Below are 25,404 nucleotides of genomic sequence, written 5' to 3' on the forward strand. Positions count from 1 at the left end.
ATATGTCTTACATATGACTGTGAAGGGGGTCACGGGAGTGCTGCTGCGGGCGCACCCCTACCCGCCGATCGCACCCGTAACCACTGGTGCATTCGGCGCGAAAGGGTGCGACACCCACGCCAAACGGGTGCGCCGGGCGGAAACAGGCGCGCAGGTGGCACCCGCACCAAACGGGTGCGCCGGGCTTAGTCCTCCGGCGCGTCTGCCATCGCCCGGCCGCGCACCTTCTCGACGTGGTCCACCATCATGGCCGCGGCCCTCTCCGGATCGCCGCTGGTCATGGCATCGAGCACTGCCTGGTGCTCGGCAATTGCCTGTTCAGCGTCCGTGATACCCACTCCCCCAAACAGTCGGAAGCGCTGGATCTGGCCACCCAAGGTGTTGTAGGCCGCTAGCAGGAATTGGTTGTTGGCCTGCGCGGCGATGAGCTGATGGAAGCGTTCATCTGCTTCAAGATAGCTGCGATACTCAGCGAAGGTCCCGCCCCGCGGAGCAGTCTTCAGGTCCTCCACAGCTTGCTTCAATGCGTCCAGGCCGTCGGACGTCATACGCGAACAGGCCAACCGCGCGTTGACGGGCTCAATGGATAAACGCGCTTCCATGAGCTCAGCGAAGTCCTCTCGCGTGAAAACCGGAGCCACTCGATAGCCCTTCAAAGCAACACGCCGCACCATGCCGGTGTGCTCCAAGCGGGCCAAAGCCTCCCGCACCGGAGTCGGCGAAACGTCGAGTTCCCTCGCCATCCCGTCAATGCTGACTGCTGCCCCTGGCTCCAGACGGCCATCCATGAGCCACTCGAGGAGGGCCTCGTAAACATGGTCGGCCAGCACTTGCCTGCTGACAGGAAAACCAGCGCGGGCAACGGTCGGGGAAGGTTCAGCCATGCCACAAATCCTATAGGAACGTCGGGAGATGGCCGGGGACGCAGTTCTGTCACATTCCGCCCCCGCTAACCCGGCTGGCGGGGTGACCGCACCTTAAACCGCGACGTCGGCACCCGGGCGGGTGCCGACGTCGTCATCTTGCAGAGGTGCTTTGCGCTCTTGGTGAGCGTAGGGCTTAGTTCGCGTAGAAGGGGTAGTCCGTGTAACCCTCGGCGCCGTCCGCATAGAAAGTGGAAGCATCCGGCTCGTTCAGCGGCAAGCTTTCACGCCAGCGGCGGGCGAGATCCGGGTTGGCGATGGCAGGGCGACCAACCACCACGGCGTCGGCGAGGCCGTCTTCGATGATCGCGAAGGCTTCGTCGCGGGTGGTAATTTCGCTGAAGCCGGTGTTCACCAGGAACGTGCCGTTGAATCGCTCGCGGAGGTCCTGCACCAAGTCGCTCTTGGGGTCATGGTGGAGGATGCTCAAGTAGGCCAGGTTCAGCGGAGCGATGGTTTCCACTAGCACCTCGTAGGTTGCCCGGACATCAGCGGAGTCAGTCTCGGCAATTCCCTGCACGTTGTGTTCCGGGGAAATGCGGATGCCTACGCGGTTGGCACCGAGGGCCTCGACTACTGCGTTCACGGTCTCGATCACGAAGCGGGCCCGGTTCTCCGGGGAGCCGCCGTAGCTATCGGTACGAACGTTCGAGTTGGGCGCAAGGAATTCGTGCAGCAGGTAACCGTTTGCGGAGTGGAGCTCAACGCCGTCGAAACCTGCCTCGATCGCATTCTTGCTGGCGGTGACGATCTCCTGGATGACTGCCGGGAGTTCGTCGGTGCGGAGTTCACGCGGTACCGGGTAGGGCTGCTTGCCGTTAGGGGTGCGGACCTCGCCGTCGATAGCGACGGCGCTGGGGCCAACGATCTCGTGGCCGCCGGTGATGTCGGCGTGCGAAACCCGGCCACCGTGCATGATCTGCGCGAAGATGCGGCCGCCTTCAGCGTGAACCGCGTCGGTGGCCTTCTTCCAGCCTGCGATTTGCTCCTCCGTGACGAGTCCCGGCTGTCCCGGGTACGACTGGCCTGCAGGCGTCGGGTACGTTCCTTCGCTGACAATCAGCCCAAGGGAAGCCCGCTGGCGGTAATGCTCGGCGATCAATGAACCTGGCACGCCGTTCTGACCTGCGCGGAGACGGGTCAAAGGCGCCATCACCAGTCGGTTGGAAAGTTCAAGTTCGCCGAGGGCCAGTGGGGAAAACAGCATGCGCGGTTCCTTTCAGAATGAAATCAAGTTCATCCTGAGCAACTGCATGGCGTCTGCAACTATTCCGGAAGAGGCGCACATCACAGGGAGCTAGTCGCGTACTTCCTTCAGCGTCCGCTTCTGCAACAGCGGTTCGAGGTTGTGGAGAAATGAATCGCTGAATTGCTGCATCGCCGCTTGATTGGGAGTCAGGTAATCAGGAGCCTCTTCGATGGTCTCAATTGTCAGCCTGCAACCGAGGGTGGTCGGTTCGAGGCGGTACACCATTTTTGTGGAGACTTCACCGGGAGGAAAAAGCACCTGGGTCGCAGCGAATCGCTCGGGAACTTCCTCAATGATTTCAATCATCGAAATACCGTTCCAGCCGAAAAAGCACTGCCGTTCCCCTGGCCCATCGGGGATGGCCGGCACCGTGAAGGCGTGAGCGACGTCGCTCCCCTCCATTGCTGCCTCTGCGGGCCGGATGGCCGACCAGACAACAGCGGGCGAATAGACATACTCGGCGGAACTCGTTGTTGTGGTTGTTTTGAAGGCGCACGCTTTGGCGGCGCAATTCCACGCGGATCGCTCTTCTGGAGCAGTGACGCCCCGAGCACGCTCAACGTGACAAGTCCAGTGAGCGCAAAGATAGCGACGTAGGCGACGACAGTATTCTTCACGAACAACACAGTGACACACGGCTCCAAGGAACCTGTGATGGCCACGCAAGCAGCTACCCCGGGTTGATGGTCTTCAGGGCGTCGTCGAAACACTCACACAGAGCCAGCACAGCCACGAGGTGCGCTTCCTCGGCATGGGGAGGATCAGTATCGATGCATATTGCCTCGTGGACCGCCTGGGCCAGGTCCTTGGACTCTTTACCGGTGAGGGCCCACACGCGAGCGCCTTTGGATTTCGCGGCCGTGGCGGCCTCCCGCAGATCGTCGGTGATGCCTTTTGCTGCAAGCAACACCACAATGTCGCCACGCCGCACTTTGTCCGATACCTGGCTGCTGATGCTCCCGCCCGCCCCGTCTCCCTTGGGATCGGCGCCCTTGATGGAGATGGCTTTAAACCCGGATCCATTCGTGGGATCGTGGGCGTTCAGCTCGGACGTGAATCTTTGCGCTTCATGCGAGGATCCGTCGCTGCCCGCGGCGTAGACGCTGCCTCCGCGCAGCCTGACACGGGCCAGTTCTTCGCCCCATTCAGCGAGCCTTGAAGACTCGCGGCGCAGGGCCGCAACGGCAGGTCCGATTTCGCCCAAGTGTCCCAGAACCACGTCGACTGCATGCCTGTTCGGCTTCATTTCGGTCGACCGCAGCGCCTGGCCTGTTCGCCTCACCACGATACTCACTTCCCTACCTCCGATCCTCCACTGAAACTACAAGTTCCTGTCACCCTCACGCGTTGAGCCGTCGCGCGTTGAGCCGTCGCGGGTTGCGTCCCGTCCGCTGCGGTCCCGGGTAAGGCGCTCACCCTCAGCGATATTGGTCCTATCGTGATCTCCGTCGCGTGAACGGTCTACTTCGCTTGTACGATCTGCGTCCGCCGGACGATCGCGGTCCATGTCCCCGGCCCTGTTCCTGTCCGCAGCATTCGACCTGTCCGGATTCGAATTCGGGTCCAGTTTGTCGGCGCGGCGAAGGTGCTCCTCGACGCGCTCATGGGCTTCACCGGCTTTGTGGGCGTGGTTCTCCGCATCCTTGCGGAGTCGGTTCGCCTCGACTTCTGCCTGTAGCGCTGCGGCCTCGGCCTGGGCTGACTCGGCTTTCGCCTGATGTGCACCTATGGCTTCTTCAGCCGCCTTCTCGCGCAGCTCCTCCGCGCGATGGCGGTTGATCTCTGCTTTCTTTCGACGCCCAATGACAACCGCAACGATCACAGCGGCGATGACGACGACGGCCAGCACGATGATAAGTACCAGTTGTCCTGTATCCATCTGCATTACCTCCCTGGTGAGCGGCTTGTGTGGGCGCCACTCAAGGCCCGCGCTGTGCTTGGTACCTGAGCTGTACCCCGATCAGGCTTCCTCGAAACGATTCCGGGCTCTCAGGCGGGCAGCTCCATCCGGAAGCCGCACCGGCATTGGATGACCCGGGTCTGCAGATACACATCCAGCAGCCCATCATCAACGTCGTCGGTTGTCATGGGGGCGTACACGCTGCGGGCTGAGGACTTAGCGAAAGACATGGGCTCGCCGCAGTGAAAATATGCCCCACCGAACTGGAGCAAGCCGGACACGGTTTTCATGGTGGACAATGCGATCACTCCTCGGTCAGCTCTGCCCGAAACTCTCTCCCTCCACCATATTAACACTAATAATCAGGGTGCTTACTAGTTTCAGCTTCCGGTGGCTTCCGGATGCTCCCTGGCGCGCTTCTGTTCCGGCGTCTCAGTGCTTTCGTCCGGGACGAAGGTCGGGTCCAGCTCGGTAGTGAAGTCACCCGTGCCCGCGGCATCGTCGTCATTCCCGACGGCGGCAGGCACCCCGGGTTTCGAGGCTTTGGAGGGCGTCTGTTCAGTTTCGCTCGGTTCTTCGCTCATAGCCTCAATCTAAGCCTGCCCCCTAGTGGTGTCGAGGCTGGCAGCCTTGTGCACCTCTACCATCTCTGCTTCGCTGGGAGGGTCTCCAGCAGCGAGGGACCCACCCAGCCGAAACGCAGGGAGAATCAATCGTGAAAGCAGTGACTTGGCAAGGCCGGCGCTCAGTTAGCGTCGAAGACGTACCCGATCCCTCCATCCAGGAACCCACGGACGCGATTGTCCGGATCACGTCCACAGCCATTTGCGGCTCGGACCTTCACCTTTACGAAGTGCTGGGCCCTTACATGCACAAGGGCGATGTCATCGGGCACGAGCCTATGGGAATCGTGGAAGAAGTAGGTTCCGGGGTCCACCGGCTCAAGAAGGGCGACCGCGTGGTGGTGCCGTTCAACATCTCCTGCGGTCATTGCTACATGTGCAACCAAGGCCTTCAATCGCAATGCGAAACGACACAAGTGACAGCAAAAGGATCAGGGGCGGCACTTTTCGGCTATTCGGAACTGTATGGCTCCGTCCCCGGTGGGCAAGCACAATACCTGCGCGTTCCCTTCGCGGATTACGGACCCGTCAAAATCGACTCGGACGCGCCGGACGAGCGCTACTTGTTTCTCTCAGACATCCTGCCCACAGCGTGGCAGGCAGTGGAGTACGCGAATGTGCCGGACGGTGGCACGCTCGCCGTGCTCGGGCTGGGCCCGGTGGGCCAGTTCGCCGCAAGGATAGGCATCCACAAGGGCTTCCGGGTGATTGGGGTGGACCCGGTCCCTGAACGCCGCGCGATGGCAGAGACACATGGCGTAGAAACCATGGACTACAGTTCCGACGTCGCCTCCCATATCCGTGAGCAGACACTCGGACGCGGTCCCGACTCCGTGGTGGACGCTGTGGGCATGGAAGCTCACGGATCCCCCGTTGCATCCTTCCTTCACCGGGCCGTCTCGTTGTTGCCGGACAAACCTGCACAGGTGGCCATGGAAACCATGAGCGTTGACCGGCTTGCGGCGCTCCACACAGCCGTGGACCTGGTGCGCCGCGGTGGGACGGTTTCCTTAAGTGGCGTCTACGGCGGCCAGGCCGATCCCATGCCGCTCATGACCATGTTCGACAAGCAAATCCAGCTCCGCATGGGCCAATGCAATGTGCGCAGCTGGACCGACGATCTGCTGCCCCTGGTAGAGGACGACGCCGATCCGCTGGGGGTTATGCATCTGGTCACCCACACGGGAGGACTGGATGAAGCCCCCGCCCTCTACGAAAAATTCCAAAAGAAGCAGGACGGCTGCATCAAAGTAGTGCTCAAGCCCTGATCATGGCCTGCCTCTCAACCCGCAGCCTAGGCCAGGTGCTTTCCACCGGTCACACCGATGACTGATCCGGAAATGTAGCTGGATTCCTCCGTTGCCAAAAGAACGTAGGTGGCGGCTAGTTCGGCAGGCTGCCCCGCCCTGCCCAGCGGGGTGTCCTGGCCGAACTTTTCGATCTTTTCCGACGGCTGGGTGGGTGGTTGCAGGGGTGTCCACACGGGACCCGGAGCCACAGCGTTGACCCGGATGCCCTTAGGCCCCAGTGACTCTGCCAGCGAGAAGGTCATGCTGTTGATCGCGGCCTTGGTGGCTGCGTAGTCAATCAGCGACGGACTTGGGTGGTAGCCCTGAATCGAAGAAGTATTGATGATCGCGGCCCCAGGCTTCATGTGCGGCAAGGCGGCTTTGGTGAGCCAAAAAAGCGCATAGACGTTGGTCTTGAAGGTCCGATCAAACTGTTCGCTGTTGAGGTCCTCGATGCCCACGCTCGTGGTCATCTGGAAGCCGGCATTGTTCACCAGGACGTTGAGCCCATCGAACTCAGCCACGGTCTGGGCAATGACTTCCTGGCAAAATTCTTCGTCTTGCAGGTCGCCGGGCAAGGCCAAGGCCCTGCTGCCCGCATCCTCGATGAGCTGGACGGTTTGCTCTGCGTCCTGTTCCTCTTCAGGCAGGTACGTAAACGCGACATCCGCTCCTTCGCGGGCGTAGGCAATGGCCACCGCCCTGCCGATCCCGCTGTCACCACCAGTGACCAACGTCCGCATGCCCATCATGCGGTGATGCCCTACGTAGCTTTGCTCGCCATGATGGGGCCGCGGGTTCATGGCCTCGGTCCACCCGGGATAATCCTGGGTCTGCGGCTCGAATTCTTCAGACGGATATTTGGTCCTCGGATCGGTTTCCCCGGACTCGTCCGGGGTATTGATGACGTGGTTCACCAATGCCATGGCGATGTCCTCGTCAAGGTCGGTCTGCTCCGTATTTTCGTTGCGGGTCTCCTCAGCCATGCTCTCAGTGTAAGCATCCTTACGATCCTTGACAGGCGTTCAGGAAGTACCCAGAATCGCTCGTTAGCCTAGCAATCGTCAGTGTTGGATTACATCGAAGGAGGGCCCATGGGACTCGGAGACAAGATCAGCAACAAGGCACAGGAAGTCACCGGCAAGGCGAAGGAAGCCTTGGGTGACGCCACCAATAACGAGAAACTGCAGGCCGAAGGTGTCGCTGACCAGGCGGCTGCCAAGACCAAGCAGGCGGGCGAGAACGTGAAGGACACCGCAAAGGACGCCTTCGACAAGTAAGCCCGCAGCAAGAAACACGCATAGAACGAAACACGCAGCACAACGCCCCGGCCACCTAAAAGAAGCCGGGGCGTTCTGCGTGCACCCAACTAAGTAGCAGTTAACGCCGTTCTCAGCTCTCAAAACGGCCTGATCTGCTACCTACTTGGGTACAAGACTTATTTTTGCGCCGGCAGCACCAGCTCCCCCGACTTATCCGTGGACAACGCGAGGGAGGAGATGAACTGGGGTTCGCCGTCGGGCCCGTCCTGGGCTGAGCGGAGCATGTCCGGACGTTCGAACTCAAGCCCGGTGACATGGCAAAGCAGCTTGGCATCGCTGGGGTTTCCGTCGGCATCGAACATCGGGAGGTCGATTCCGTCGTCGGTCCTGCGAAGGTAGTAGCGGCCCTTGGTCAGCAAAGCCAGCACCGGCGGCAGCACCAAGGCCAGGCCAACCGCGAAGATAGGCGAGAACGGCTGGACAGCGGCACCGAACGCCCCGAAGAACACTGCGATGGACACCCCGGCGGAGACGAGCATGGACACGAACCCCACGGGATTCACTGCATAGAGCATCCCGCGGCGGAACTCCGGGACCTTGGGCGAAATCTTCAGCAGATACTTGTTGATCGCGATATCGGAGGCCACCGTGACAACCCAGGCCATGGCGCAGTTGGCGTAGAAACCCAGGATCGTGTTGAGGAACTCGAACATGTTCGACTCCATCAGGATCAGCGCGATAACCAGGTTGACCACTACGAACACCATGCGTCCCGGGTAGGTCTTGGTGATGCGCGTGAAGGAGTTGGTCCAGGCCAGTGAGCCGGAGTAGGCGTTGGTGACGTTGATCTTGATCTGCGAAATGACCACCAGCACCACGGCCAGGGTCATGGCGAGCCAGGCCGGCATCATTTCTTCGTAAACACCCAGGAACTGGTGGACAGGCTCATTCGCGGAAGCGGCTGCTGCAGGATCAAGCTTGGCGATGAGGTAGATCGCGATGAACAAGCCGATGATCTGCTTGATGGCACCGAAGATGACCCAGCCCGGTCCGGCAAGGATCACCGCGCGCCACCAAGCGCCCTTGTTTTCGGCCGTCTTGGGCGGCATGAAGCGAAGGTAGTCGATTTGCTCGGCGATCTGCGCCATCAGGGACAAGCAGACACCCGCGGCAAGCATCACCGAAGCAAGGTTGGGGCCGCCCTCGCCCGAAGCACCGGTGAAAGCGAAGAAGGCATCGATGCTTTCGGGGTGGGACAGGAGCAGGTAACCCACCGGAACCACCATGAGCAGCAACCACAAAGGCGTAGTCCACACCTGCAAGGTAGCCAAGGTCTTCATCCCGTAAATCACCAGCGGAATGATGATGATGGTGGACACCGCGTAGCCGATCCACTGCGGGATGCCCAGACCCAACTGCAGGCCTTGGGCCATGATGGAGCCTTCAAGGGCGAAGAAAATGAAGGTGAAGGTGGCGAAGATGATGTTGGTGACCACCGAGCCGTAATAGCCAAAGCCTGAGCCGCGGGTGATCAGGTCCAGATCGATGTTGTACCGTGCGGCATAGTAGGCCAGCGGGAAACCCGTAGCGAAGATGATGACCGCGGCCACGATGATGCCTAAGATCGCGTTCACGGTTCCGTAGGCAATGCCGATATTTGCGCCGATCGAGAAGTCGGCCAAGTACGCAATGCCACCCAGCGCACTCGTTGCCACAACCCCGGCACTCCACTTCCGGTAGGAACGCGGGGCGAACCGGAGCGTGTAGTCTTCCAGGCTCTCCTTCGCGGCACTCATCGCGTCGGCGTTGCCTGCCATCGGCGCAGCTGAAGTACCGTTTCCGACGGCGGTTCCTGCCGCCGTCGTCGGCTCCAATGTGGCGGTGCTCGTCTTGTCGTCGCTCATTCGTGGTCGCTTTCGTCGGGGCTTTGTCTCGTCCCCGACGCTAGTCACGCAGCGCGTCAATTCAGTCACGTCCATGTTTCACAGCTGTAACTTCTGTATCAGTCGCCCCGCGCATCCAAGACCAAAATCAAGCACCGGGGTTTGTACGCACTCCACAAAATCGCCATCCATCAGCGCGGATACCGTCAAGGACATGACCACCCAAGCAACAGAAGAAGCCCATGAAACCGGCACCTACGCCATCCTGGACACCGCCCGCCGGCAGGTGCTCCAACAGGGCGAAGGCCTGAACGAGGCTCAACTAAAAGAAATCCTGGAACTGCCGGACGATGCCATCCCTGCGGCCCTGCAACTCGCCCATGAGGTTCGCCTCAAGCACTGCGGCGAGGACGTGGAAGTGGAAGGCATCATCTCCATCAAAACCGGCGGCTGTCCCGAGGACTGCCATTTCTGCAGCCAATCCGGCTTGTTCGACTCCCCTGTTCGCGGTGTGTGGCTGGACATCCCGGAGCTGGTCAAGGCCGCGAAGGAAACCGCCGCAACGGGTGCCACCGAGTTCTGCATCGTCGCCGCCGTCCGGGGCCCGGACATCAAACTCATGAACCAGATCAAGTTCGCGATCGACCGCATCAAGGAGGAAGTGGACATCAACATCGCTTGCTCCCTGGGCATGCTCACGCAACGCCAAGTGGACCAGTTGGCAGAGTGGGGTGTCCACCGCTACAACCACAACCTTGAAACGGCCCGCAGCTTCTTCCCTGAAGTCGTGACGACGCACAGCTACGAGGAACGCCTGGAAACCTGCGCCATGGTGAAGGCCGCCGGAATGGAACTATGCTGCGGTGCACTGATCGGGATGGGCGAATCAGTGGCCCAGCGGGCTGAACTCGCAGCCCAACTCGCTGCCCTCGAACCCCACGAAGTCCCCCTTAACTTCCTCAACCCGCGCCCCGGCACACCGCTGGAGAACCAAGGCATCATGGACGGCAAGGACGCCCTCCGTGCCATCGCTGCTTTCCGGCTCGCGATGCCGCGAACGGTCCTTCGCTACGCGGGCGGGCGTGAACTAACCCTCGGCGACCTCGGCACCCGCGAGGGCCTGCTCGGTGGCATCAACGCCGTCATTGTAGGCAATTACCTCACCACTCTGGGCCGGCCGGCAAACGCTGACCTCAACCTCCTGGTGGAGCTCAACATGCCCATCAAGGAATTCCAGAAGTCGCTGTGACCACCGCAGTCTCACAGCAGTTCTGCGGGCATTGCGGCGGTGACCGGCACTGCGGCAGTGACGGCCCGACGTCGGACGCCCACCGTAGCTGCCAGCAGCATTTGGCGATGGAGCCGCCGCGCTTTTGCCCGCAGTGCCGCCGCCGCATGAAAGTGCAGGTCACGCCTTTGGGGTGGACCGCTGACTGTTCCCGCCACGGAAGGTTGGCGTCATGAGCTCGCTGATCGAACGGGACCGGGCTACGTTGTGGCACCCGTACGCGCCGGCCTGCCCCACATTGCCGCTGTGGGAAGTGGAAGCGGCCGACGGCGTAGCGCTGCGGCTGCGCGATGAGCAAGGGCGGACCCATGAGGTGCTTGATGCGATGTCGTCATGGTGGTCGGTGATCCACGGCTACCGGAACCCCGTCATGGACTCCGCCATCCGACGTCAACTAAGAAGTTTCAGCCACGTGATGTTCGGCGGGCTGACGCATCAACCTGCAGTTGAGCTCGCGGAAAGCCTGCTTTCCATGGCACCGGCTGAACCTGTCCGCCGTCTGGAGCGCGTGTTCCTGGCGGACTCCGGTTCCATCTCCGTGGAAGTCGCCCTCAAGATGGCTGTCCAATTCCAAACGGCGAACGGCCGGCCAAAACGGCAGCGTTTCCTGACCATCCGCGGCGGCTACCACGGGGACACGTTCGCGGCCATGGGCGTGTGCGATCCTGTGGACGGCATGCATTCCTCCTTCCCTGGGCTGCTGGCGCGCAACGTGTTTGCACCCCGTCCGCCTGCGGCTGCAACAGCCAACGCAAGTGCCAGTGCCAGTGCCAGTGCCAGTGCCAGTGCAGCAGCCATCGCAGAGTGGCGGGCAGAAGCGGAGGAGCTGGCCAGGCAGCATTCCAACGAGCTCGCAGCAATCATTGTGGAGCCGATGCTGCAAGGTGCAGGCGGGATGTTCATGTACCCGGCCGAGTGTGTTCGGATCCTCCGCGACATCGCGGACCATCACGGTTTGTTGCTGATCCTGGACGAGATCGCCACGGGCTTCGGGCGAACCGGTGAGCTCTTTGCCGCACAGCACGCCGGCGTTGTCCCTGACATTCTGTGTGTTGGCAAGGCGCTCACCGGCGGCTACCTCACCCTCGCTGCGACGCTATGTACGGGCGAGGTAGCCCGTACGGTTTCCGCAGGCGAGGCGGGGGCACTCCTGCACGGGCCCACCTTCATGGCCAACCCCTTGGCGTGCGCCGCGGCCAACGCAAGCCTGGGCATCCTGGCAACGGGGGTTTGGCGTGCGGACGTGGCACGTGTTGGTGCCGGTCTCACAGCGGGACTGGCTCCTGCGTTGAAGCTCGACGCCGTTGCTGACGTCCGCACCTTCGGTGCCGTGGGGGTCATTGAGTTATGGGACGCTGTGGACGTCGCCGCAGTGACACGTGCCGCCGTCGAACACGGCGTGTGGGTGCGCCCCTTTAGAAACCTCGTCTACGCAATGCCGCCGTTCATCAGTTCCGACACCCAAGTGGGCGTGATGGCCGCTGCGATGGTGGCTGCCGTGGAAGAAACCTCGGAACACGGGGTGGCCGCGTGAGTATCACCATGACTCAGTGGCTGGAGGAGCAAGCCCGGGTCCGTGAGCGCAGGGGCTTGGTGAGAAGTCCGTTGGTGCGCGGGGCCAAGGATCGGATGATTGACCTCGCCAGCAACGACTATCTTGGCTTGGCCACGGACGCCAGGCTCGCCGAAGCCGCACAGGAAGCCATCGCGAAGTGGGGCACGGGCGCTACGTCATCGAGGTTGGTAGCAGGCACCACCGAGCTGCACGTGGAGCTGGAGCACGAACTCGCTGGGCTGACGGGAATGGACGCGGCGTTGGGTTTTTCCTCCGGTTACCTCGCGAACCTTGGAGTCACTACGGCCTTGGGCGGTCCAGGTACGTTGATTGTGGCGGACGAGCAATGCCATGCCTCGTTGATCGACGGGTTCCGGTTGAGCCGGTCCGAAGTGAAGAATTTCAGGCACAACCATGTGCAGGACGCAGCGGACAAACTGGCTAACCGCACCCAGCCGCGGGCGCTCATCGCCGTCGAGTCCATCTATAGCGTGGGCGGGGATGCGGCGCCGTTAATGGAACTTTTGGAGTTGGCGGAAGCACGCGACGCCATGCTGCTGGTTGACGAAGCCCACAGCCTGGGTGTCTTGGGCTCAGGGTCCCAAGCGGGGCACGGCGCCATCGCAGGAACCAGATTGGCCGGACATCCCAACGTCGTGGTCACCGCCACTCTTTCCAAGGCACTCGGCAGCCAAGGCGGCGTTGTCCTTGGCTCATCGTTGCTGAGGGAGCACCTGGTCAACCGTGCCAGAAGCCTCATCTTCGACACCGCGTTGGCTCCCCCTGCGGCAGCCGCCGCGCTCGCGGCCATTGGCGTCATCAAGGCCGAGCCGTGGCGTTCGACGGCAGTCCATCACAATGCAGCCGCGTTGGCCGCCGGACTGCAAGCCACCCCACTGCAAGCTGCGCCGGGAAGGCTCGCCACCGCCGTCGAGCATTCCATCGGAGCGGTCCAATCCATTCGCATGCCGTCCGCCGAAGCGGCCGTCGCTGCCGGCAAAGCAGCATACGACGCTGGCGTCCGTGTGGGTTGCTTTCGTCCACCGTCCGTCCCGGATGGGGTGTCGTGCCTTCGCCTGACGGCGCGCGCCACCCTCACACCGGCCGACATCGAGCAAGCCTGTGCAACGTTGCGCAACATCCTGGAGAAAACATCATGAAACTGCCTCCCGTCATCATGGTCACCGGTACCGATACCGGCGTCGGCAAGACCATTACGTCGGCTGCCATCACGGCCGCACTACATTCACGCGGCCGGACGGTTGCCGTCTACAAGCCGTGCCAGAGCGGAAACGCGCTGGGTGATTCAGATTGCGCCGAGGTGGCACGGTTGGCCGATCCGGCGACGTCGGAAGCCGGCGTCGTTCTCGAAGAGCCCATGGCGCCCGTCCCTGCCGCGGCTCTGGACGAGGTCACTTTGCCGTCGCTCGCTGTCCACGCCGGCCGGATTCGTGAGCTGATTGCCAGCCACGACCATGTGCTGGTGGAAGGCGCCGGCGGCTTGCTGGTGGAGTTGGACCACGACGGCGGGACGCTGGCTGATCTCGGCACGCATCTGGGAGAGTTGGCTGGATTTGCCGTGGTGGCACGGCCGGCGTTGGGCACGTTGAACCATACGGCGCTGACGCTGGAGGCGTTGGATGCCCGGTCCCTGCCGGTGTTGGGGATAGTCCTCGGGAGCTGGCCGGCAAGGCCAGGCGCGGTGGAGCTCACCAACCGGGCGACTCTGCGGAGTTGGCCTGTTCCATTCATGGGTGCGGTTCCTGCCGGTGCCTCCGGACTGGATCCTGCCGACTTCCGCTCGCACGCGTGCGATTGGCTCGAAGGTTTGCCAGTATGAGCGCGGTGACAACTGCCGAGGTGGGGCTTCCCGGGTCCGGCCGCTGTCCTTACCTGGTGTTCCGCAACCCCGACACCGTGAGGGAAGTGCTGCACAGGCCTCAAGATTTCAGCCCGGCCAATGCCCTGCTCGCGGTAACACCCTTGAGCGGACAGGCGCTGCGCATACTGCAGAAGGCCCGGTTTGCGCTGCCGCCGATCCTTGCGAGCAACGATACCGAGACCCATGCCGGCATTCGAAAGGTGGTGGCGGGTTTCTTTACCCCTGCCAAAGTGGCGGCTAAGGAGCCCCGCATTCGCGGCTTGGCCCGGGAATCGGCGGCCCGTGCGGCGCAACGCCTGGCTTCGGAGGGCAGCGTGGACTTGGTGAAGGCCGTCGCGGCAAATCCCCCGGCTGTCGTCATGCTGGAAATGTTGGGGCTGCCCGTCCGTGACCTGCCGGCCTTGAAGGCCTGGAGCCTGGACTCCCTGGAGCTTTTCTGGGGTTGGCCGGATGCTGAACGGCAACTTGAGTTGGCACACAGCGCCGCGGATTTCTACCGCTGGTTGAGGGAACTGGTTTTGGAGTTTGTGGCGTCACCGGACCCCAACCTTTTCAACGCGCTGAGCCGCCACGCGCTGAGCACAGCCGAGATCTGTTCCTTGGGCTACTTCCTCCTGATCGCCGGGCAAGAGACCACTACCCAACTCATCAGCACCACGCTGTTCCGGCTGGCCGAAGGCTCCCGGGGTATCTCGTGGAGCGAGGCAGCAAGCGGCATGAAGGCGCGCGACCTGGTCCGGCACGTCCTCGCAACGGAGTCGTCCGTTCCCACTTGGCGGCGGGTGGCAAACCAGGACACCTTTTTGGACGGACGAACCATCCCGGCCGGTGAGGAGATCCTGCTGGAATTGACCGGCAACCACGGATTTCCTTGGGCCGAGCCAACAGTGGCGGAACCAGCAGATTCAGAGGCCACCAACCGCCCCGGACCGACGCCCTACGGCTTGGCGTTTGGCTCCGGGATCCACCGCTGCCTCGGCGCCAAACTCGCAGAGCTGGAGGCCGCCGTCGTCGTTCATGAAACAGCAGCCGCCCTCAAGGGGGTCCGGCTGCAGGATTCAAACCCGGACTGGATACGGTTGCTGTCCTTCCAGGCTCCCCGAACAGTGGTGGTAGAGCCTGGGTAGGCTTGGTGTATGGCCGAGAGCCGGGACCTTTTGACGCGGGAGCAGCGCAGCCGCAACATGTCCAAAATCCGTGGGAAGAACACGAAACCTGAGTTGCTGGTCCGCAGGCTCCTGCACGCGAAAGGCTACCGGTACCGGCTCCACGGAAAAGCCGGAACGGCAAAACTACCGGGCCGCCCGGACCTCGTGTTCGCGGGGCGGCGCAAGGTCATTTTCGTTAATGGCTGCTTTTGGCATTTCCATCACTGCAAAGCAGGGCAGCATGCCCCGGCAGCGAACGCGGAATTCTGGGAAGCCAAGAGAACACGAACCCGCGAAAGGGACGCGCTGCAGCGCGAACAGTTGAAGGCTGCCGGCTGGGAGGTACTCACGGTGTGGGAGTGCGAGCTGAAGGACAGGTCCATGCTAGAGGATCGGCTTACCGAATTTCTGGAATCAGCGGCGGACTAACGCGTAGTTGCGGTGGGCATGGTGGTGGTGGTCGGTGCGGACTCCACGGATCGATCCGTGACAGACGTTTGAGAGCTCTGCTGCCATAGTGCGAAAGCGGCCGACCCGCCGATGCCGAGCAAGACGGTCATGCAGACCACGATGATGAGCATGAGGCCCAGTGACGGGCGAGCACCACTTTCCATGTTGTTTCCCGTTCCCCTGGTTCAGCCTGGCAACGCCCGGATCTGCTTTTCACTACTTTGTGGGGACGAGATCAAGAGTGGCTCTGAGTCCGCTCAAGATTGGATCAATCTTTGGCTAAATGGCGCTGCGGAAGTTCCAAGAGTCCTACTGTTGAATCGTGAATCTATTGTTTGGAGGCGGGAGGGGTTTGGTGTCTGAGTATGAAGAATGCACCGACGCCCTGGTGGATCCCAGCGTCCTCACCGAACTCCGAGCTGAACTTGGCGGCGACCAAGCCATCATCAGCACCTTCGTGCGCAACTACGTTGAACTTCTGCCGTGGCGGGTGGACCGGCTTCATCATGCCTTGGAAAAGCTCGACATGGAAGACGCCATGGATGCGGTCCTTAGCCTGAAGACATCCAGCCACATGGTGGGTGCCATCTGCATGAGTCGATTGGCCACTGAGCTGGAGATCAGCATCAGGCTCCTGCCCAACGCAGCCCACTTGGAAGAGCTCCGCCCGCTGATCAACGAAATCGAGCACTTCGTCCCGGCGACGATCCGGGAATTGGAAACCCCGATTCCGTAAAAATCTTCACCGTCGCTGAAGAGCCTCTGCGCGTCGGCCAACCCAAGTAGGTCGCAGATCAGGCCGTTATGAGCGCTCATAACGGCCTGATCTGCTACCTGGTTGGGTGTGCTTAGTTGTTGCTTGAGGGAGCCAGCCGGTAGCCAACCCCGCGGACGGTCTCAAGCCAGCGCGGCGCCTGGATGCTGTCGCCAAGTTTCTTACGCAGGTTTCCCATATGTACCTCAACGGCGCGCTCGTCTGCATCGCTGACGTAACTGCCGACGTCGTACGGTTCGTTCCGGAGGCGACGCGCGAGGTCTGCCTTGGTCCGCACTATCCGTCCGGTCTCCAGCAACGCGAGCAGGAGGTCAAACTCCGTGCGCGTCAGCTTGAGCTCTTTGCCGTTCAGGACCGCGGTGCGGGAACCTGCAGAAACGGCCAGCCCGTTGTGGCTCACTTCGGGATCCACTTCTTCCGGGCCGCTCTTGGATTCCGACGACGCGCGGGGACGCCGCATCATGGCTTCAACGCGGGCGCGCAGTTCCCGGGGACGGAAAGGCTTGGTGAGGTAGTCGTCGCCGCCGGCTTCCAAACCCATGAGGGTGTCCAGCTCTTCGGCGCGTGCCGTGAGCATAATGATGTAGGCGTCCGAGGATTTCCGGATCTGGCGTGCTACCTCAAAACCGTCAATATCGGGGAGGCCGAGATCCAACGTAATAACGTCCGGATTCAGCTCGCGGGCCGACGTTACACCTGCGGATCCCGTGGACGCGACATGTACATCAAATCCCGCCTGGGATAGAACTACGCGTACCAATTCGCGGATATCCTGGTCATCTTCAATGACCAGCCCCACACGTGCTTCACTCATCGCTGCCCCTCAGCCCCTTCGATAACCTCAGAAGTATATCCATTATGGTTAGGCTGATCTCATGAACCGACTTTCTTCCGCATCTTTGGTGGATGTGCCATGACCCACCCTTCAACTTGGGATATTGGTGAAAAGAAGAAATTGTTGGTTTTTAGGCGCTCTTTCCACGAACATACCCTGCGTATGCGCGTTGTCCTCAGCCAACTGCCATTGTCGGTGTGTGTCTGTATTTCAGCCGTCCTGGTTTGGCTGTATTTCCCCGCCACACTTGAGAATCCGCTGTTCCTCATTTTCCTGCTGAGCCAGGCACTCCTGCTGACGCTGTGCATCATTGTGCCGTGGCACCGGCTCCCCTTCGCCAGCTTCCTCACCATCCCCATCCTGGACATGGTCTCCATCGGATTCGCCCGTGAAGGTGCGGTGGAATCCATCACCGGCCTCAGTGTCCTGGTAGTGCTGCCGGTCATCTGGTTGTGTGCTTCGGGCTTGTACCCGAAGCTCGCCATTGTCATGTCCTTCCTGGGACCGTTGGGAATCGTCTGGGTTCCCCTGTTCGTGCGCGGAACCCTCAGCGAGCAGGACTTCACCAAGCCGCTCCTGTTCCCCATCCTCATGCTGGGAATTGGAATTTCCGTCAGCGTCCTGACGCTGAGCATGGTGCGCCAGCAACGAGCCCTGGAAGAGAAGGACGAGGCACTCAAGGAAGCCCTGAGCGTCAGTACCAAGCAGGAACGGCTCCTCAACACCGTCATGGAAGCTCTGCCTCTGGGCGTGGTCGCTGTGGATGGCGATGGGCATGACATCCTCATGAACCGCCGGCAACGCCAAACTCATGTCCTGGCAACTCCCCCGGACAATGACGATCCCAATGAGTCCCAGTTGTTGATCTTCGATATTGACAGGACAACGCCGTTGCCGGCAGACAGGCGACCGGTGCGTCGTGCTGTCCTGGGTGAAAGGTTCACGGACCAGTTGGTGTGGTTGGGCTCGGGGAGCGAACAACGAGCCTTCACCGCGAGCGCACGCCCCATGGTGGATGACGCCGGAAAGTTCACCGGTTCAGTGGTGGTGTTCAGCGATGTCACGGACTTGGTCAATGCGCTTGCCGCCAAGGACGACTTCGTTGCCAACGTCTCCCACGAATTCCGTACCCCGTTGACGTCCATCCTTGGCTACGTCGAGCTCATATTGGACGATCCGGACGCCCTCGATGCCCGGGCCCGCAAACAACTCGACATTGTCAGGCGCAACGCAGAGCGGCTGCTGACCCTCGTCTCGGACCTACTGGCCGTGCGCTCGGGCCAGATCGTCATTCAGCCGCACTCAGTGGACGTGGCGGAGTTGGTGCGGGGCAGCGTCACCTCTGCAGAACCACGTGCGGCCAAGGCCGGCATCCGGCTATCGGTGGACCTCCCGGACGCGCTGGAAGCCCGTGTTGACTCATCACGGATTGCGCAGGTGCTGGACAATTTGGTGTCCAACGCGATCAAGTACTCCCCCGACGGCGGGGATGTGGAAGTAGCTGCCTGGGAGGAGCAGGACTTTGTTTTCTGCCGGGTCACTGACACCGGGATGGGAATGAACGAAGAGGAGCAGGCCGAGGCTTTCACCAAGTTCTTCCGCGCTGGCGGGGTGCGCAAGAGTGCCATCCCGGGCGTGGGGCTGGGTTTGCCCATCAGCAAAGCCATTGTTGAGGCCCATGGCGGGACCATCACACTGGAGAGTGTCCCCGGGGAGGGCACCACTTTTACAGTGAAGATGCCTGCCTAACCGTCAGTGCTTTACTGCCGCTGCGCCCTTCCCTGCATGTTCTGCACCCCGACGGCGGCCGAAGAGGAAGTAGCTCACGGGCCCGAAGAAGTTGATGAAGGAGACCGCCCGCCAGATGGCCTTCTTGCCCCGGATCTGCTCGTCCGGGGTCTTGCCGATGCTTCTCTGCGCAGCACCTAATAGGGCCATATTCACCGCTCCACTGACCAACAGCATGATCCGTTGGCCTTTGGTCATATCGCGCCACGATTTTTTGCGGGCCATGATGCCTCCATCCGTGAAGATTTAGTATCAGGCTAGTCCGACGCCGACCGGTTCGCCACAGCTTGGCGTACTACTTCGCCCCACGATTGTTCGGCCAGGTCAGCCACAGCGGCCAGAATTTCCGACGGCGGCAGGGACAGGTCCAGCGGGTACTCCACGATGTCGATGTCCGTGTTGAGAATGCGGCGGAGCTTCATTTCCCCCGCTCCCGCATAGACGAGCCACGCGGTGGGAACCCTGAGGGCAGTGCAGTACGCCAGCAACTGGTAGTGGTCTGCGCTCAGGGAGGCACCGGCGTCGGAGGCTGCTTGGTATTTGGAGTCATAGACCACCACGGGGCGGCCACCCAGGAAGTGGACGGCATCAGGGCGGACAGTCAGGCGATCAGAGTCCCTGACGGCCTCGTTGAGCAGCGCCCCGTATTGGAGGCGCATCTCCCCCGGATGGGCACTCATGGCGGACCTGAGCGCGGTGCCCACGAATTCCTCAAACACCTGGCCCATGTCCACCACGAAGGACGCGGTTTGCTGCTTCCCCTCGCCGGCCTCGGCGGAGGCATTGCGCAGAATTACCTCGGATAGGCGCAGTACGGCGTGATACCTGAGATTCATCCTGCTGGCGCGCCACGGCGGCAGGGGTGCTCCGGACTGAAGCCGCGTAACGGCGTCGAGCTTTCCCTTGAGCTGCCGCAAGCGGCTCAGGACATCCGGCCGAACCCCGGGAACCTTGCCCATGCGCTCCAACGCGGCACGGAGGATGCGGTTCTCGGCAATGTCCTCCGTGAATTCGTCGTAGGAGACCTCCAGCGGCACCATCATTCCCGGGCGTCGGGAAATCTGGTCCGAGATACGGATGCGGCCCTTGACGGTACGCAGGGACTCTTCAACGGTCAGATAGCCCTGCAGGACGCCACGGCTCAGGGCTTTATCTGCCAATTGAGCGAGCGATTCGGCCAACGCACTCCACAAATACGGGTGCTCCACTGCCTCCACGGAATGGTCGCGGAAGCCTTGGTCCCCGGCGTAACTGAGCAGGAAGAGAAGCCGGCTGAGGCCAAGCCGATCCTTGGGACGGACTTCCAACTGCACTGTGGAGGTCCGGACTGAGCCCACCTTGCCAACGGGTTCAATCCTGTAAAGACCCATGCCCATGGGCGACGCTTTGGCCAGGCCGCTGGTATTGATGAACGCAGCCGATTCGGGATCGAGTTTGTCCACCACGCCGCGGGAGAGCTCGTCCATGACGATATGCCGCGGCCCGGAGTTGACCCGCCCGGCAGAAGCAGGTGCTTGCCCGGCAGAAGCAGGTGGCCGTCCGGCGCTGGCAGGCGCCCGGCCCGGCCTGGGCGGGATGGATTTAGCGGGCTGCAAGACGTCCCAGCAACTGGTCCAGGCCGAAGCGCTCCTCAAGCTGCGCTCGGTTCAGCTGCCCGTGGTAGTGCTCCTCCAGCAACGGCATGAGCTCGTATTTCCAGATGCGACGTAGTCCTGTGGGGTTCTGCGCGGCATTTTTCATGAAGTAGGACGGTCCGATCATCAGGTCCCTGTCCCAATCGTCGATCGCGTCGTTGAGCGCATCCAGCAGGTCCGCGTTGAGGGTGTCCAGTCCGCGGGCTTCCAGGAAACGACGCAGTGTACCGCGGATCGGTTCCTCCTTGGGGTGCAGCTCGATGAAGGCAAATCGGCGGCGGATGGCGGCATCCATCATGGCAATGGAGCGGTCCGCCGTGTTCATGGTGCCGATGATGTAGAGGTTATCCGGCAGGCTGAAAGGCTCGTTGGGGCTGTACTGGAGGTAAATGCGATCGTCCCGGTACTCCAGGAGGAAGTAGAGCTCACCGAATACCTTGGCCAGGTTGGCGCGGTTCATTTCGTCGATGATCAGGAAGTACGGTTTGTGCGCATTCTCGGCCTTGGCAGCCTCCTCCGCCAGACGCCGCAACGGCCCGGCCACGAGTTTGAAGGACACCTGGCCATCGTCGGTTTTGTCCGGCCGGTAGCCCTCGAAAAAGTCCTCGTAAGCATACGAGGGGTGGAACTGCACCAGTTTCACCCGTTCGTCGGTGTGGTCACCGGCAAGCTCCGCGGCAAGGTGTTTGGCCAGGTAGGTCTTGCCGGTTCCTGGAGGACCGTACAGAACCAGTTGGCGGTTCTCTTCGAGCAGTTCCGCAATTTCCTTGAGCGGTTCAAGGTCCATGTGCAGCGAGGCCGCGAACTCTTCCGTCAGGGGCCGGAAACCTTGCTGGACAATTTCGACAACGGTGGTGGGCGGAGCTTCGTCCTCACCATCGGTTTCGGCCTCCACCGGCAGCAGTTCCTGCAGGGCTTGGATCACCCTGGTGACGTCCACGATGATGCCCGGCGTGGAAAGCTGACGCTGAGCATGACGGGGCAGCTCGGGGATGGCATAGCTGTCCTCAAACCAGCGGACCTTGCGGCGGATGCGGCGATTGTCCTCGTCGTGTTCAGGTTCACCAAGAACCACACCAACGCGCACTCGGCCGGCATGCTGGTACAGCGTGAGGTCGCCCGGCTTCATGACCGTCAGGAAGGCGAAAACAGCCGTCTTGGTGTCTTCTCGTTCCACGTAGCCAAGGTGCTTGTAATCCTCGTCCACGGCATGCTGAACCACGCCAGCCGTAACACCCGCCGTGAGGGTACGCAGGTGCTCCACGTCCAGGGTGGCCTTTTCCTCCGCAACCCAGCTGGCCAGGAGGTCACCGTTGTCGTGATGGGTGCGCAGGAGCCAGGAACGACGGCCCGGATCCCCCACCTTGCGCCACTGACTCACCAGTTGGCGGGAATACCAGTCGATGCGCTGCCCGGCTTGCTCGTCCAAGTGGAGGCGAATGCGGTGAATGTCCGCGGTGATGTCCTCGTCCGTGTCACCTTTGGCACCGCCCACCAGTGAGGCGAAGGCGTCCCGGATCTCCTGGCGTTCAACATCGGCCACCACGGGTTCAAAGTAGCTGGGCCACACCAGGTACTCGATGCTGCGGCGAAGGGCGGGCTGATCCTCAGGCGTCGCTGCGGCCAGTTCGTGGAACTTCAACGGGTCCGCAAGCGCTTCGTTGATGGTGGCCGTGTTTTGGCTGTCCACGTGGGCCACGAAACGGCACAGCCACTTCAAGTGATCCCAAATGGTCCAGTTGAACTCGGCTGTGCGGTCCCGGATAACGCCGTGGTCCGTCATGCCCTCGTAGAGTTCTTCCGGCAGTTCGATGGGCGGCTCAACCCATGACGCTGCTTCGGCGACGCGTGCCCTCTTCACCCTGAGTGACTTGACTTCGTGCGCGAGCGGCAGTGACTGCAGGAACAGCAGTTCCACGGCCAGCAGTTTGGCCTCCCGGGAAGCGCCTTCCAAGTTCTGCCGCAGGTTGGTCATCATGGGGGCTTTTGAGTCCTCAACCCCGCGTTCGAGCCTTTCAAGAAGCTCGCCGGCCGCATCTGCGGTCCACGTCAATGTTTTGCCGTCCAGCGCCGAAGGTCTCCCGTGAAGCGCCGGACCGAGCACATACCAGGCTGCGTCCTCGATCTCCTTGGAGACTCCGGGGGCACGGTCAATGGCAGTTTTTACGGAGGGAATCACCATGCCAACTTACCTTGTTTGGTTTATCCAAGCATCTGGATATCCACAGGCTTGCCGTTCCACCGGCGTGACCCGCGACTGGCCTGTGCTTCCCCGCCGCTAACTTCCGTCGCGGAGGTCCGCAGGGGGTTCGTCCTTCAATTCGATGGCATCGAATCGTGCCTCGCAGCTCTCACCCATCGGGGCTTGCGACAGGAACCCGACGTGCACGGGCTTCTCAGTATCCAGCCTGAACAACCGGACGAAGGACCATTCGCGGCCATCCGGCGACCAGTGGAAAGCCCACGCTGGACCTACCCGGCTGACGCGCAGGTAAACCCACGGGGCAGTCACCACAGGCCCGTTGGAATCGTCCGAATAGCTGTTGGTCACCACGCTGACCACCATGGCTTCCCCTTGCGGAGAATACTCGAAGCAGAGCTTGGCCCAGTGCTCGCTGTCCGCCCACAGGGTCAGCACCCCGGCGTCGAACGTTGTCCGTGGTGAGGCCACCAGGACCCTGGCCGACAACGAGAAAGCCGCCGGCGCCCTGAACCCCAGCGCTGTAGCGCCGTGCTGCGGTTCTCCCCCGAGGGAGTCGTTGGTCCAGTCAACCCCGGGCGCTGCGGTGAGAGTCAGCGTCCCTTCGGTCCCGTCATAGCTGGCGTGACCGGGGGACGACGTCCACTCCAAGGATGGGAGTCCTGCTATTTCGGGGATCAATTGGGTGCTCCTCTGTGGCCTGAAAAAATTGTCAAGAACACGCTTTCAGAGATTGCCGGAGATGTAGGGGAGGCCACACCCGGGCACCACCGGAAAAATTACTGGTGCATCCCGAACTGATAGCTGAAGGGAACAGGCTTGCCCGGACAGACCTCCTCCCACAACGCGGCGATGACGTCCTCGCCTTCACGGAGGTCCGGAATTTCGACGCCCTCACGCAGGATGACGGCCGCCTCCCCCGGGTTTCCCGTCCGCGCAAGCGCAAGCGCCCGAAGGAACCTCAAACGGCCGACGGCGGCGCCCTCCTTGGGTGCTGACTCTGTAAGTTCCAAGGCCAGGGCCGGGTCTCCGTGGCGGATGCTGAGCGTGGCCGCCTCCGTGATCAAGGCTGTGGTGGAATGGTCAGTCTCCACGCCGTTCCGAAGCTCGGAAAGCCCTTGGGGTTCCTGTCCCTCAGCGAGGAGTGCCAAGCCCAGTCCACGATGCGCGAGTGCCCTGGTAAGCGGCCGCACGTCACCGGCCGCAAGGACCTCGCGATACAGGCCCTTCGCCCCGTCCAAGTCCTGCCGTGCATGCCTCATGGTGGCCAGGTGGAGTTTCGCTTCAACGTTGTTCTGCGCCGCCAGCAGCTCCTCCCAATCCGCGCCGGCGACGAAGCTGGGCGCGCCGTCGAACGCTTTTCCGTGCAGCAACCCAAGCCACGGTTCCTGCTCCGCCGTGGCGCTCTCGTCCACGAAAGGTGTGCCGCTTTCATCAACCCAGGCCATGCCTGACCTGCTGCGCCGGGCACGCTCCACAACGCCCCAACCGCTGCCGTGCAGCAGCATTTTCGACGGCGGGACATCGGCATTGCTAATGGCGGCGGGAAGCATGGACTCGAGTTCCTCGTGGGGCAGGAGCTGTTCCAAACGTCCGCTGGCGTGTGCCACCGCAGCATCCCAGTCGGCACCGTGCGAAGTGTCCGGATCAAGGTGCCCGTTCCCGTACGCTTCAACCCATGCCCACTCGGCGCCGGCGGGCATCACCAGGTGTTCAAACTGCGTCTGCGCGAGGCCGGCCTGGATCTCGGCGTACGGTCCCGCCCCTGGGCTCAACCACTCCTGCCAACGTTTGCCGCCTTGTCCTTGGCCCCACACGAAGAGCTTCTTTCCCCGCAGGAGGCCCGTGGACAGCATCGCCAGCCCGTCGCCGTCGTCGTCCGCTGCCACAACCCAACGCCGTTCGGAAGGGTCGATGTCGAAGAAGAAGTCAGCCGCGTGCGGGCTGTTGACCAGCCACGTGCCGTCATACCCTTCGTGCTCAGTGGGCTTCACCCGGGTGATATCCGTGGCGTAGTCGCTGCCGAAAGCCTCGTCCGCCGGAGCGATGACCCGGGTACGATCCGTTTCCGGGATGGCTGCGTTGCTCCACCAATACATGGGGACATCGTGATCGTTCGGGTTCCGCAACCTGACCGCGGCGAAGAGGACGGCCGAGTCCGCAGGCAACCAGATGTCCACTTGGAAGACGACTTCCCTCAGCCGCTCGTACTCCCACACGCGCAGGATGTGTTTGCCTTCCGGGGTGTGAACGATCGCGGTATGCAGCGGATCGCAACTGGTGGGCGAATGTCCACGGGTGCCGATATTCCATTCCAGCCCGCCCGCAAACCACGCCTTCCGCAGCGCAATGTTGGCCAGTTGCGGGGCATCGTGGCTGTGGAGGAGCTGTTTGCCTGTGGCTTTATCGAACAACTCCCAGATGCGGCCACCCAATGAAGGGATGACGGTCACCTTGAGTTTGCTGTTTTCAAGCACGACGGCGGGAAACTCCTTGGGTGCCGCGTCCCTGCTGTAGCCGTCCTGCATGAGGTACGGGTAAACGTTGGGCACCACTCCGTAGCGGGCCGAGGCTTGAAGTTCCTCAGGCACGCCCTCGCCCACGGTGTAGGGCTGGCCCAATTCGGCTGCCACCACCGGCAGGGGGTTCAATGGGCCGAGCTCCGCCATTGTCAGGGAGATAGTGGTGACGGTGAGGTTGGAGCTTGCGGTGATGGCCAC

General features: G+C 62.0%; 26 protein-coding genes. 10 read left to right on the forward strand and 16 right to left on the reverse strand.

Annotated elements, in window-relative coordinates:
* Positions 1 to 185 precede the first annotated feature (185 nt).
* From ACIQTW_RS14975 to ACIQTW_RS15005, 7 genes are all read right to left on the reverse strand, one after another.
* On the reverse strand, positions 186 to 884 hold the full coding sequence (locus ACIQTW_RS14975) for a GntR family transcriptional regulator (RefSeq protein ID WP_402938221.1): 699 nt from the start codon (positions 882 to 884) through the stop codon (positions 186 to 188).
* Positions 885 to 1,059: 175 nt separating this feature from the next.
* Positions 1,060 to 2,130 (reverse strand): alkene reductase, encoded by a 1,071-nt coding sequence (locus ACIQTW_RS14980; protein ID WP_402938223.1) that lies wholly within the window; start codon positions 2,128 to 2,130, stop codon positions 1,060 to 1,062.
* A gap of 90 nt (positions 2,131 to 2,220) precedes the next feature.
* Positions 2,221 to 2,574, reverse strand: a complete 354-nt coding sequence (locus tag ACIQTW_RS14985) for a hypothetical protein (protein WP_402938226.1) — start codon at positions 2,572 to 2,574, stop codon at positions 2,221 to 2,223.
* A 268-nt stretch (positions 2,575 to 2,842) separates the two neighbouring features.
* Complete coding sequence (locus tag ACIQTW_RS14990; protein WP_402938229.1) at positions 2,843 to 3,466, reverse strand: SIS domain-containing protein; 624 nt, start codon at positions 3,464 to 3,466, stop codon at positions 2,843 to 2,845.
* Between the two features lie 27 nt (positions 3,467 to 3,493).
* Positions 3,494 to 4,051 carry a hypothetical protein gene (locus ACIQTW_RS14995; protein WP_402938231.1) on the reverse strand — a complete coding sequence of 186 codons (558 nt, stop codon included), beginning with the start codon at positions 4,049 to 4,051 and terminating at the stop codon, positions 3,494 to 3,496.
* 110 nt (positions 4,052 to 4,161) lie between these two features.
* Entirely contained in the window at positions 4,162 to 4,371 is a 210-nt protein-coding gene (locus ACIQTW_RS15000; RefSeq protein WP_402938234.1) for a hypothetical protein, read from the reverse strand.
* 81 nt (positions 4,372 to 4,452) lie between these two features.
* The gene (locus ACIQTW_RS15005; protein ID WP_402938237.1) at positions 4,453 to 4,656 is read right to left on the reverse strand and encodes a hypothetical protein; all 204 of its coding nucleotides are present in this window, start codon (positions 4,654 to 4,656) and stop codon (positions 4,453 to 4,455) included.
* A gap of 131 nt (positions 4,657 to 4,787) precedes the next feature.
* Here ACIQTW_RS15005 and ACIQTW_RS15010 point away from each other — a divergent pair, with 131 nt between their 5' ends.
* Positions 4,788 to 5,963 carry a zinc-dependent alcohol dehydrogenase gene (locus ACIQTW_RS15010; RefSeq protein ID WP_402938239.1) on the forward strand — a complete coding sequence of 392 codons (1,176 nt, stop codon included), beginning with the start codon at positions 4,788 to 4,790 and terminating at the stop codon, positions 5,961 to 5,963.
* Between the two features lie 26 nt (positions 5,964 to 5,989).
* Here ACIQTW_RS15010 and ACIQTW_RS15015 read toward each other — a convergent pair whose 3' ends face one another.
* On the reverse strand, positions 5,990 to 6,970 hold the full coding sequence (locus ACIQTW_RS15015) for an SDR family oxidoreductase (RefSeq protein ID WP_402938242.1): 981 nt from the start codon (positions 6,968 to 6,970) through the stop codon (positions 5,990 to 5,992).
* Positions 6,971 to 7,078: 108 nt separating this feature from the next.
* Here ACIQTW_RS15015 and ACIQTW_RS15020 point away from each other — a divergent pair, with 108 nt between their 5' ends.
* Positions 7,079 to 7,264 (forward strand): CsbD family protein, encoded by a 186-nt coding sequence (locus ACIQTW_RS15020; protein WP_026005342.1) that lies wholly within the window; start codon positions 7,079 to 7,081, stop codon positions 7,262 to 7,264.
* A gap of 158 nt (positions 7,265 to 7,422) precedes the next feature.
* Here ACIQTW_RS15020 and ACIQTW_RS15025 read toward each other — a convergent pair whose 3' ends face one another.
* Positions 7,423 to 9,150 (reverse strand): purine-cytosine permease family protein, encoded by a 1,728-nt coding sequence (locus ACIQTW_RS15025; RefSeq protein ID WP_402938244.1) that lies wholly within the window; start codon positions 9,148 to 9,150, stop codon positions 7,423 to 7,425.
* Positions 9,151 to 9,343: 193 nt separating this feature from the next.
* On the opposite strand from ACIQTW_RS15025, the gene bioB reads away from it, so the two are divergent.
* The 6 genes from bioB (at position 9,344) to ACIQTW_RS15055 (ending at position 15,431) form a co-directional block, all read left to right on the forward strand.
* The gene (gene bioB / locus ACIQTW_RS15030) at positions 9,344 to 10,378 is read left to right on the forward strand and encodes a biotin synthase BioB (protein WP_402938247.1); all 1,035 of its coding nucleotides are present in this window, start codon (positions 9,344 to 9,346) and stop codon (positions 10,376 to 10,378) included.
* 211 nt (positions 10,379 to 10,589) lie between these two features.
* Positions 10,590 to 11,951, forward strand: a complete 1,362-nt coding sequence (bioA, locus tag ACIQTW_RS15035; protein WP_402938250.1) for an adenosylmethionine--8-amino-7-oxononanoate transaminase — start codon at positions 10,590 to 10,592, stop codon at positions 11,949 to 11,951.
* Between the two features lie 8 nt (positions 11,952 to 11,959).
* Positions 11,960 to 13,132 carry an 8-amino-7-oxononanoate synthase gene (locus ACIQTW_RS15040; RefSeq protein WP_402938470.1) on the forward strand — a complete coding sequence of 391 codons (1,173 nt, stop codon included), beginning with the start codon at positions 11,960 to 11,962 and terminating at the stop codon, positions 13,130 to 13,132.
* The gene (gene bioD, locus ACIQTW_RS15045; protein ID WP_402938252.1) at positions 13,129 to 13,812 is read left to right on the forward strand and encodes a dethiobiotin synthase; all 684 of its coding nucleotides are present in this window, start codon (positions 13,129 to 13,131) and stop codon (positions 13,810 to 13,812) included. The genes ACIQTW_RS15040 and bioD overlap by 4 nt, the downstream gene beginning before the upstream one ends.
* Positions 13,809 to 14,981 carry a cytochrome P450 gene (locus ACIQTW_RS15050; protein ID WP_402938254.1) on the forward strand — a complete coding sequence of 391 codons (1,173 nt, stop codon included), beginning with the start codon at positions 13,809 to 13,811 and terminating at the stop codon, positions 14,979 to 14,981. The genes bioD and ACIQTW_RS15050 overlap by 4 nt, the downstream gene beginning before the upstream one ends.
* A 9-nt stretch (positions 14,982 to 14,990) precedes the next feature.
* Positions 14,991 to 15,431: a very short patch repair endonuclease gene (locus ACIQTW_RS15055; RefSeq protein WP_402938257.1), complete on the forward strand. Its 441-nt coding sequence runs from the start codon at positions 14,991 to 14,993 to the stop codon at positions 15,429 to 15,431.
* Here the strand turns inward: ACIQTW_RS15055 and ACIQTW_RS15060 are convergent.
* A complete protein-coding gene (locus tag ACIQTW_RS15060) occupies positions 15,428 to 15,616 on the reverse strand; it encodes a hypothetical protein (RefSeq protein WP_402938259.1) in 189 nt (62 codons plus the stop codon). The two genes, ACIQTW_RS15055 and ACIQTW_RS15060, sit on opposite strands and share 4 nt — an antisense overlap.
* Before the next feature lie 191 nt (positions 15,617 to 15,807).
* Here ACIQTW_RS15060 and ACIQTW_RS15065 point away from each other — a divergent pair, with 191 nt between their 5' ends.
* On the forward strand, positions 15,808 to 16,188 hold the full coding sequence (locus tag ACIQTW_RS15065; protein ID WP_402938262.1) for an Hpt domain-containing protein: 381 nt from the start codon (positions 15,808 to 15,810) through the stop codon (positions 16,186 to 16,188).
* A 112-nt stretch (positions 16,189 to 16,300) separates the two neighbouring features.
* Here ACIQTW_RS15065 and ACIQTW_RS15070 read toward each other — a convergent pair whose 3' ends face one another.
* Positions 16,301 to 17,041: a response regulator transcription factor gene (locus tag ACIQTW_RS15070; protein WP_402938264.1), complete on the reverse strand. Its 741-nt coding sequence runs from the start codon at positions 17,039 to 17,041 to the stop codon at positions 16,301 to 16,303.
* A gap of 99 nt (positions 17,042 to 17,140) precedes the next feature.
* Here ACIQTW_RS15070 and ACIQTW_RS15075 point away from each other — a divergent pair, with 99 nt between their 5' ends.
* Positions 17,141 to 18,811, forward strand: a complete 1,671-nt coding sequence (locus ACIQTW_RS15075) for a sensor histidine kinase (RefSeq protein ID WP_402938267.1) — start codon at positions 17,141 to 17,143, stop codon at positions 18,809 to 18,811.
* A gap of 3 nt (positions 18,812 to 18,814) precedes the next feature.
* On the opposite strand, the gene ACIQTW_RS15080 is transcribed toward ACIQTW_RS15075, so the two are convergent.
* From ACIQTW_RS15080 to ACIQTW_RS15100, 5 genes are all read right to left on the reverse strand, one after another.
* A complete protein-coding gene (locus ACIQTW_RS15080; protein WP_402938269.1) occupies positions 18,815 to 19,075 on the reverse strand; it encodes a PLD nuclease N-terminal domain-containing protein in 261 nt (86 codons plus the stop codon).
* 32 nt (positions 19,076 to 19,107) lie between these two features.
* A complete protein-coding gene (locus ACIQTW_RS15085) occupies positions 19,108 to 20,316 on the reverse strand; it encodes a restriction endonuclease (RefSeq protein ID WP_402938271.1) in 1,209 nt (402 codons plus the stop codon).
* A gap of 115 nt (positions 20,317 to 20,431) precedes the next feature.
* Positions 20,432 to 22,666: an McrB family protein gene (locus ACIQTW_RS15090; RefSeq protein WP_402938274.1), complete on the reverse strand. Its 2,235-nt coding sequence runs from the start codon at positions 22,664 to 22,666 to the stop codon at positions 20,432 to 20,434.
* Between the two features lie 96 nt (positions 22,667 to 22,762).
* Positions 22,763 to 23,365, reverse strand: coding sequence for a DUF1349 domain-containing protein (locus ACIQTW_RS15095; protein ID WP_402938277.1), 603 nt, complete (start codon positions 23,363 to 23,365; stop codon positions 22,763 to 22,765).
* Positions 23,366 to 23,463: 98 nt separating this feature from the next.
* Positions 23,464 to 25,404, reverse strand: a complete 1,941-nt coding sequence (locus ACIQTW_RS15100; RefSeq protein ID WP_402938280.1) for a DUF5107 domain-containing protein — start codon at positions 25,402 to 25,404, stop codon at positions 23,464 to 23,466.

It is taken from the genome of Paenarthrobacter sp. NPDC090517 (assembly GCF_044769165.1).
In the GTDB taxonomy this organism is placed as follows: Bacteria; Actinomycetota; Actinomycetes; order Actinomycetales; family Micrococcaceae; genus Arthrobacter.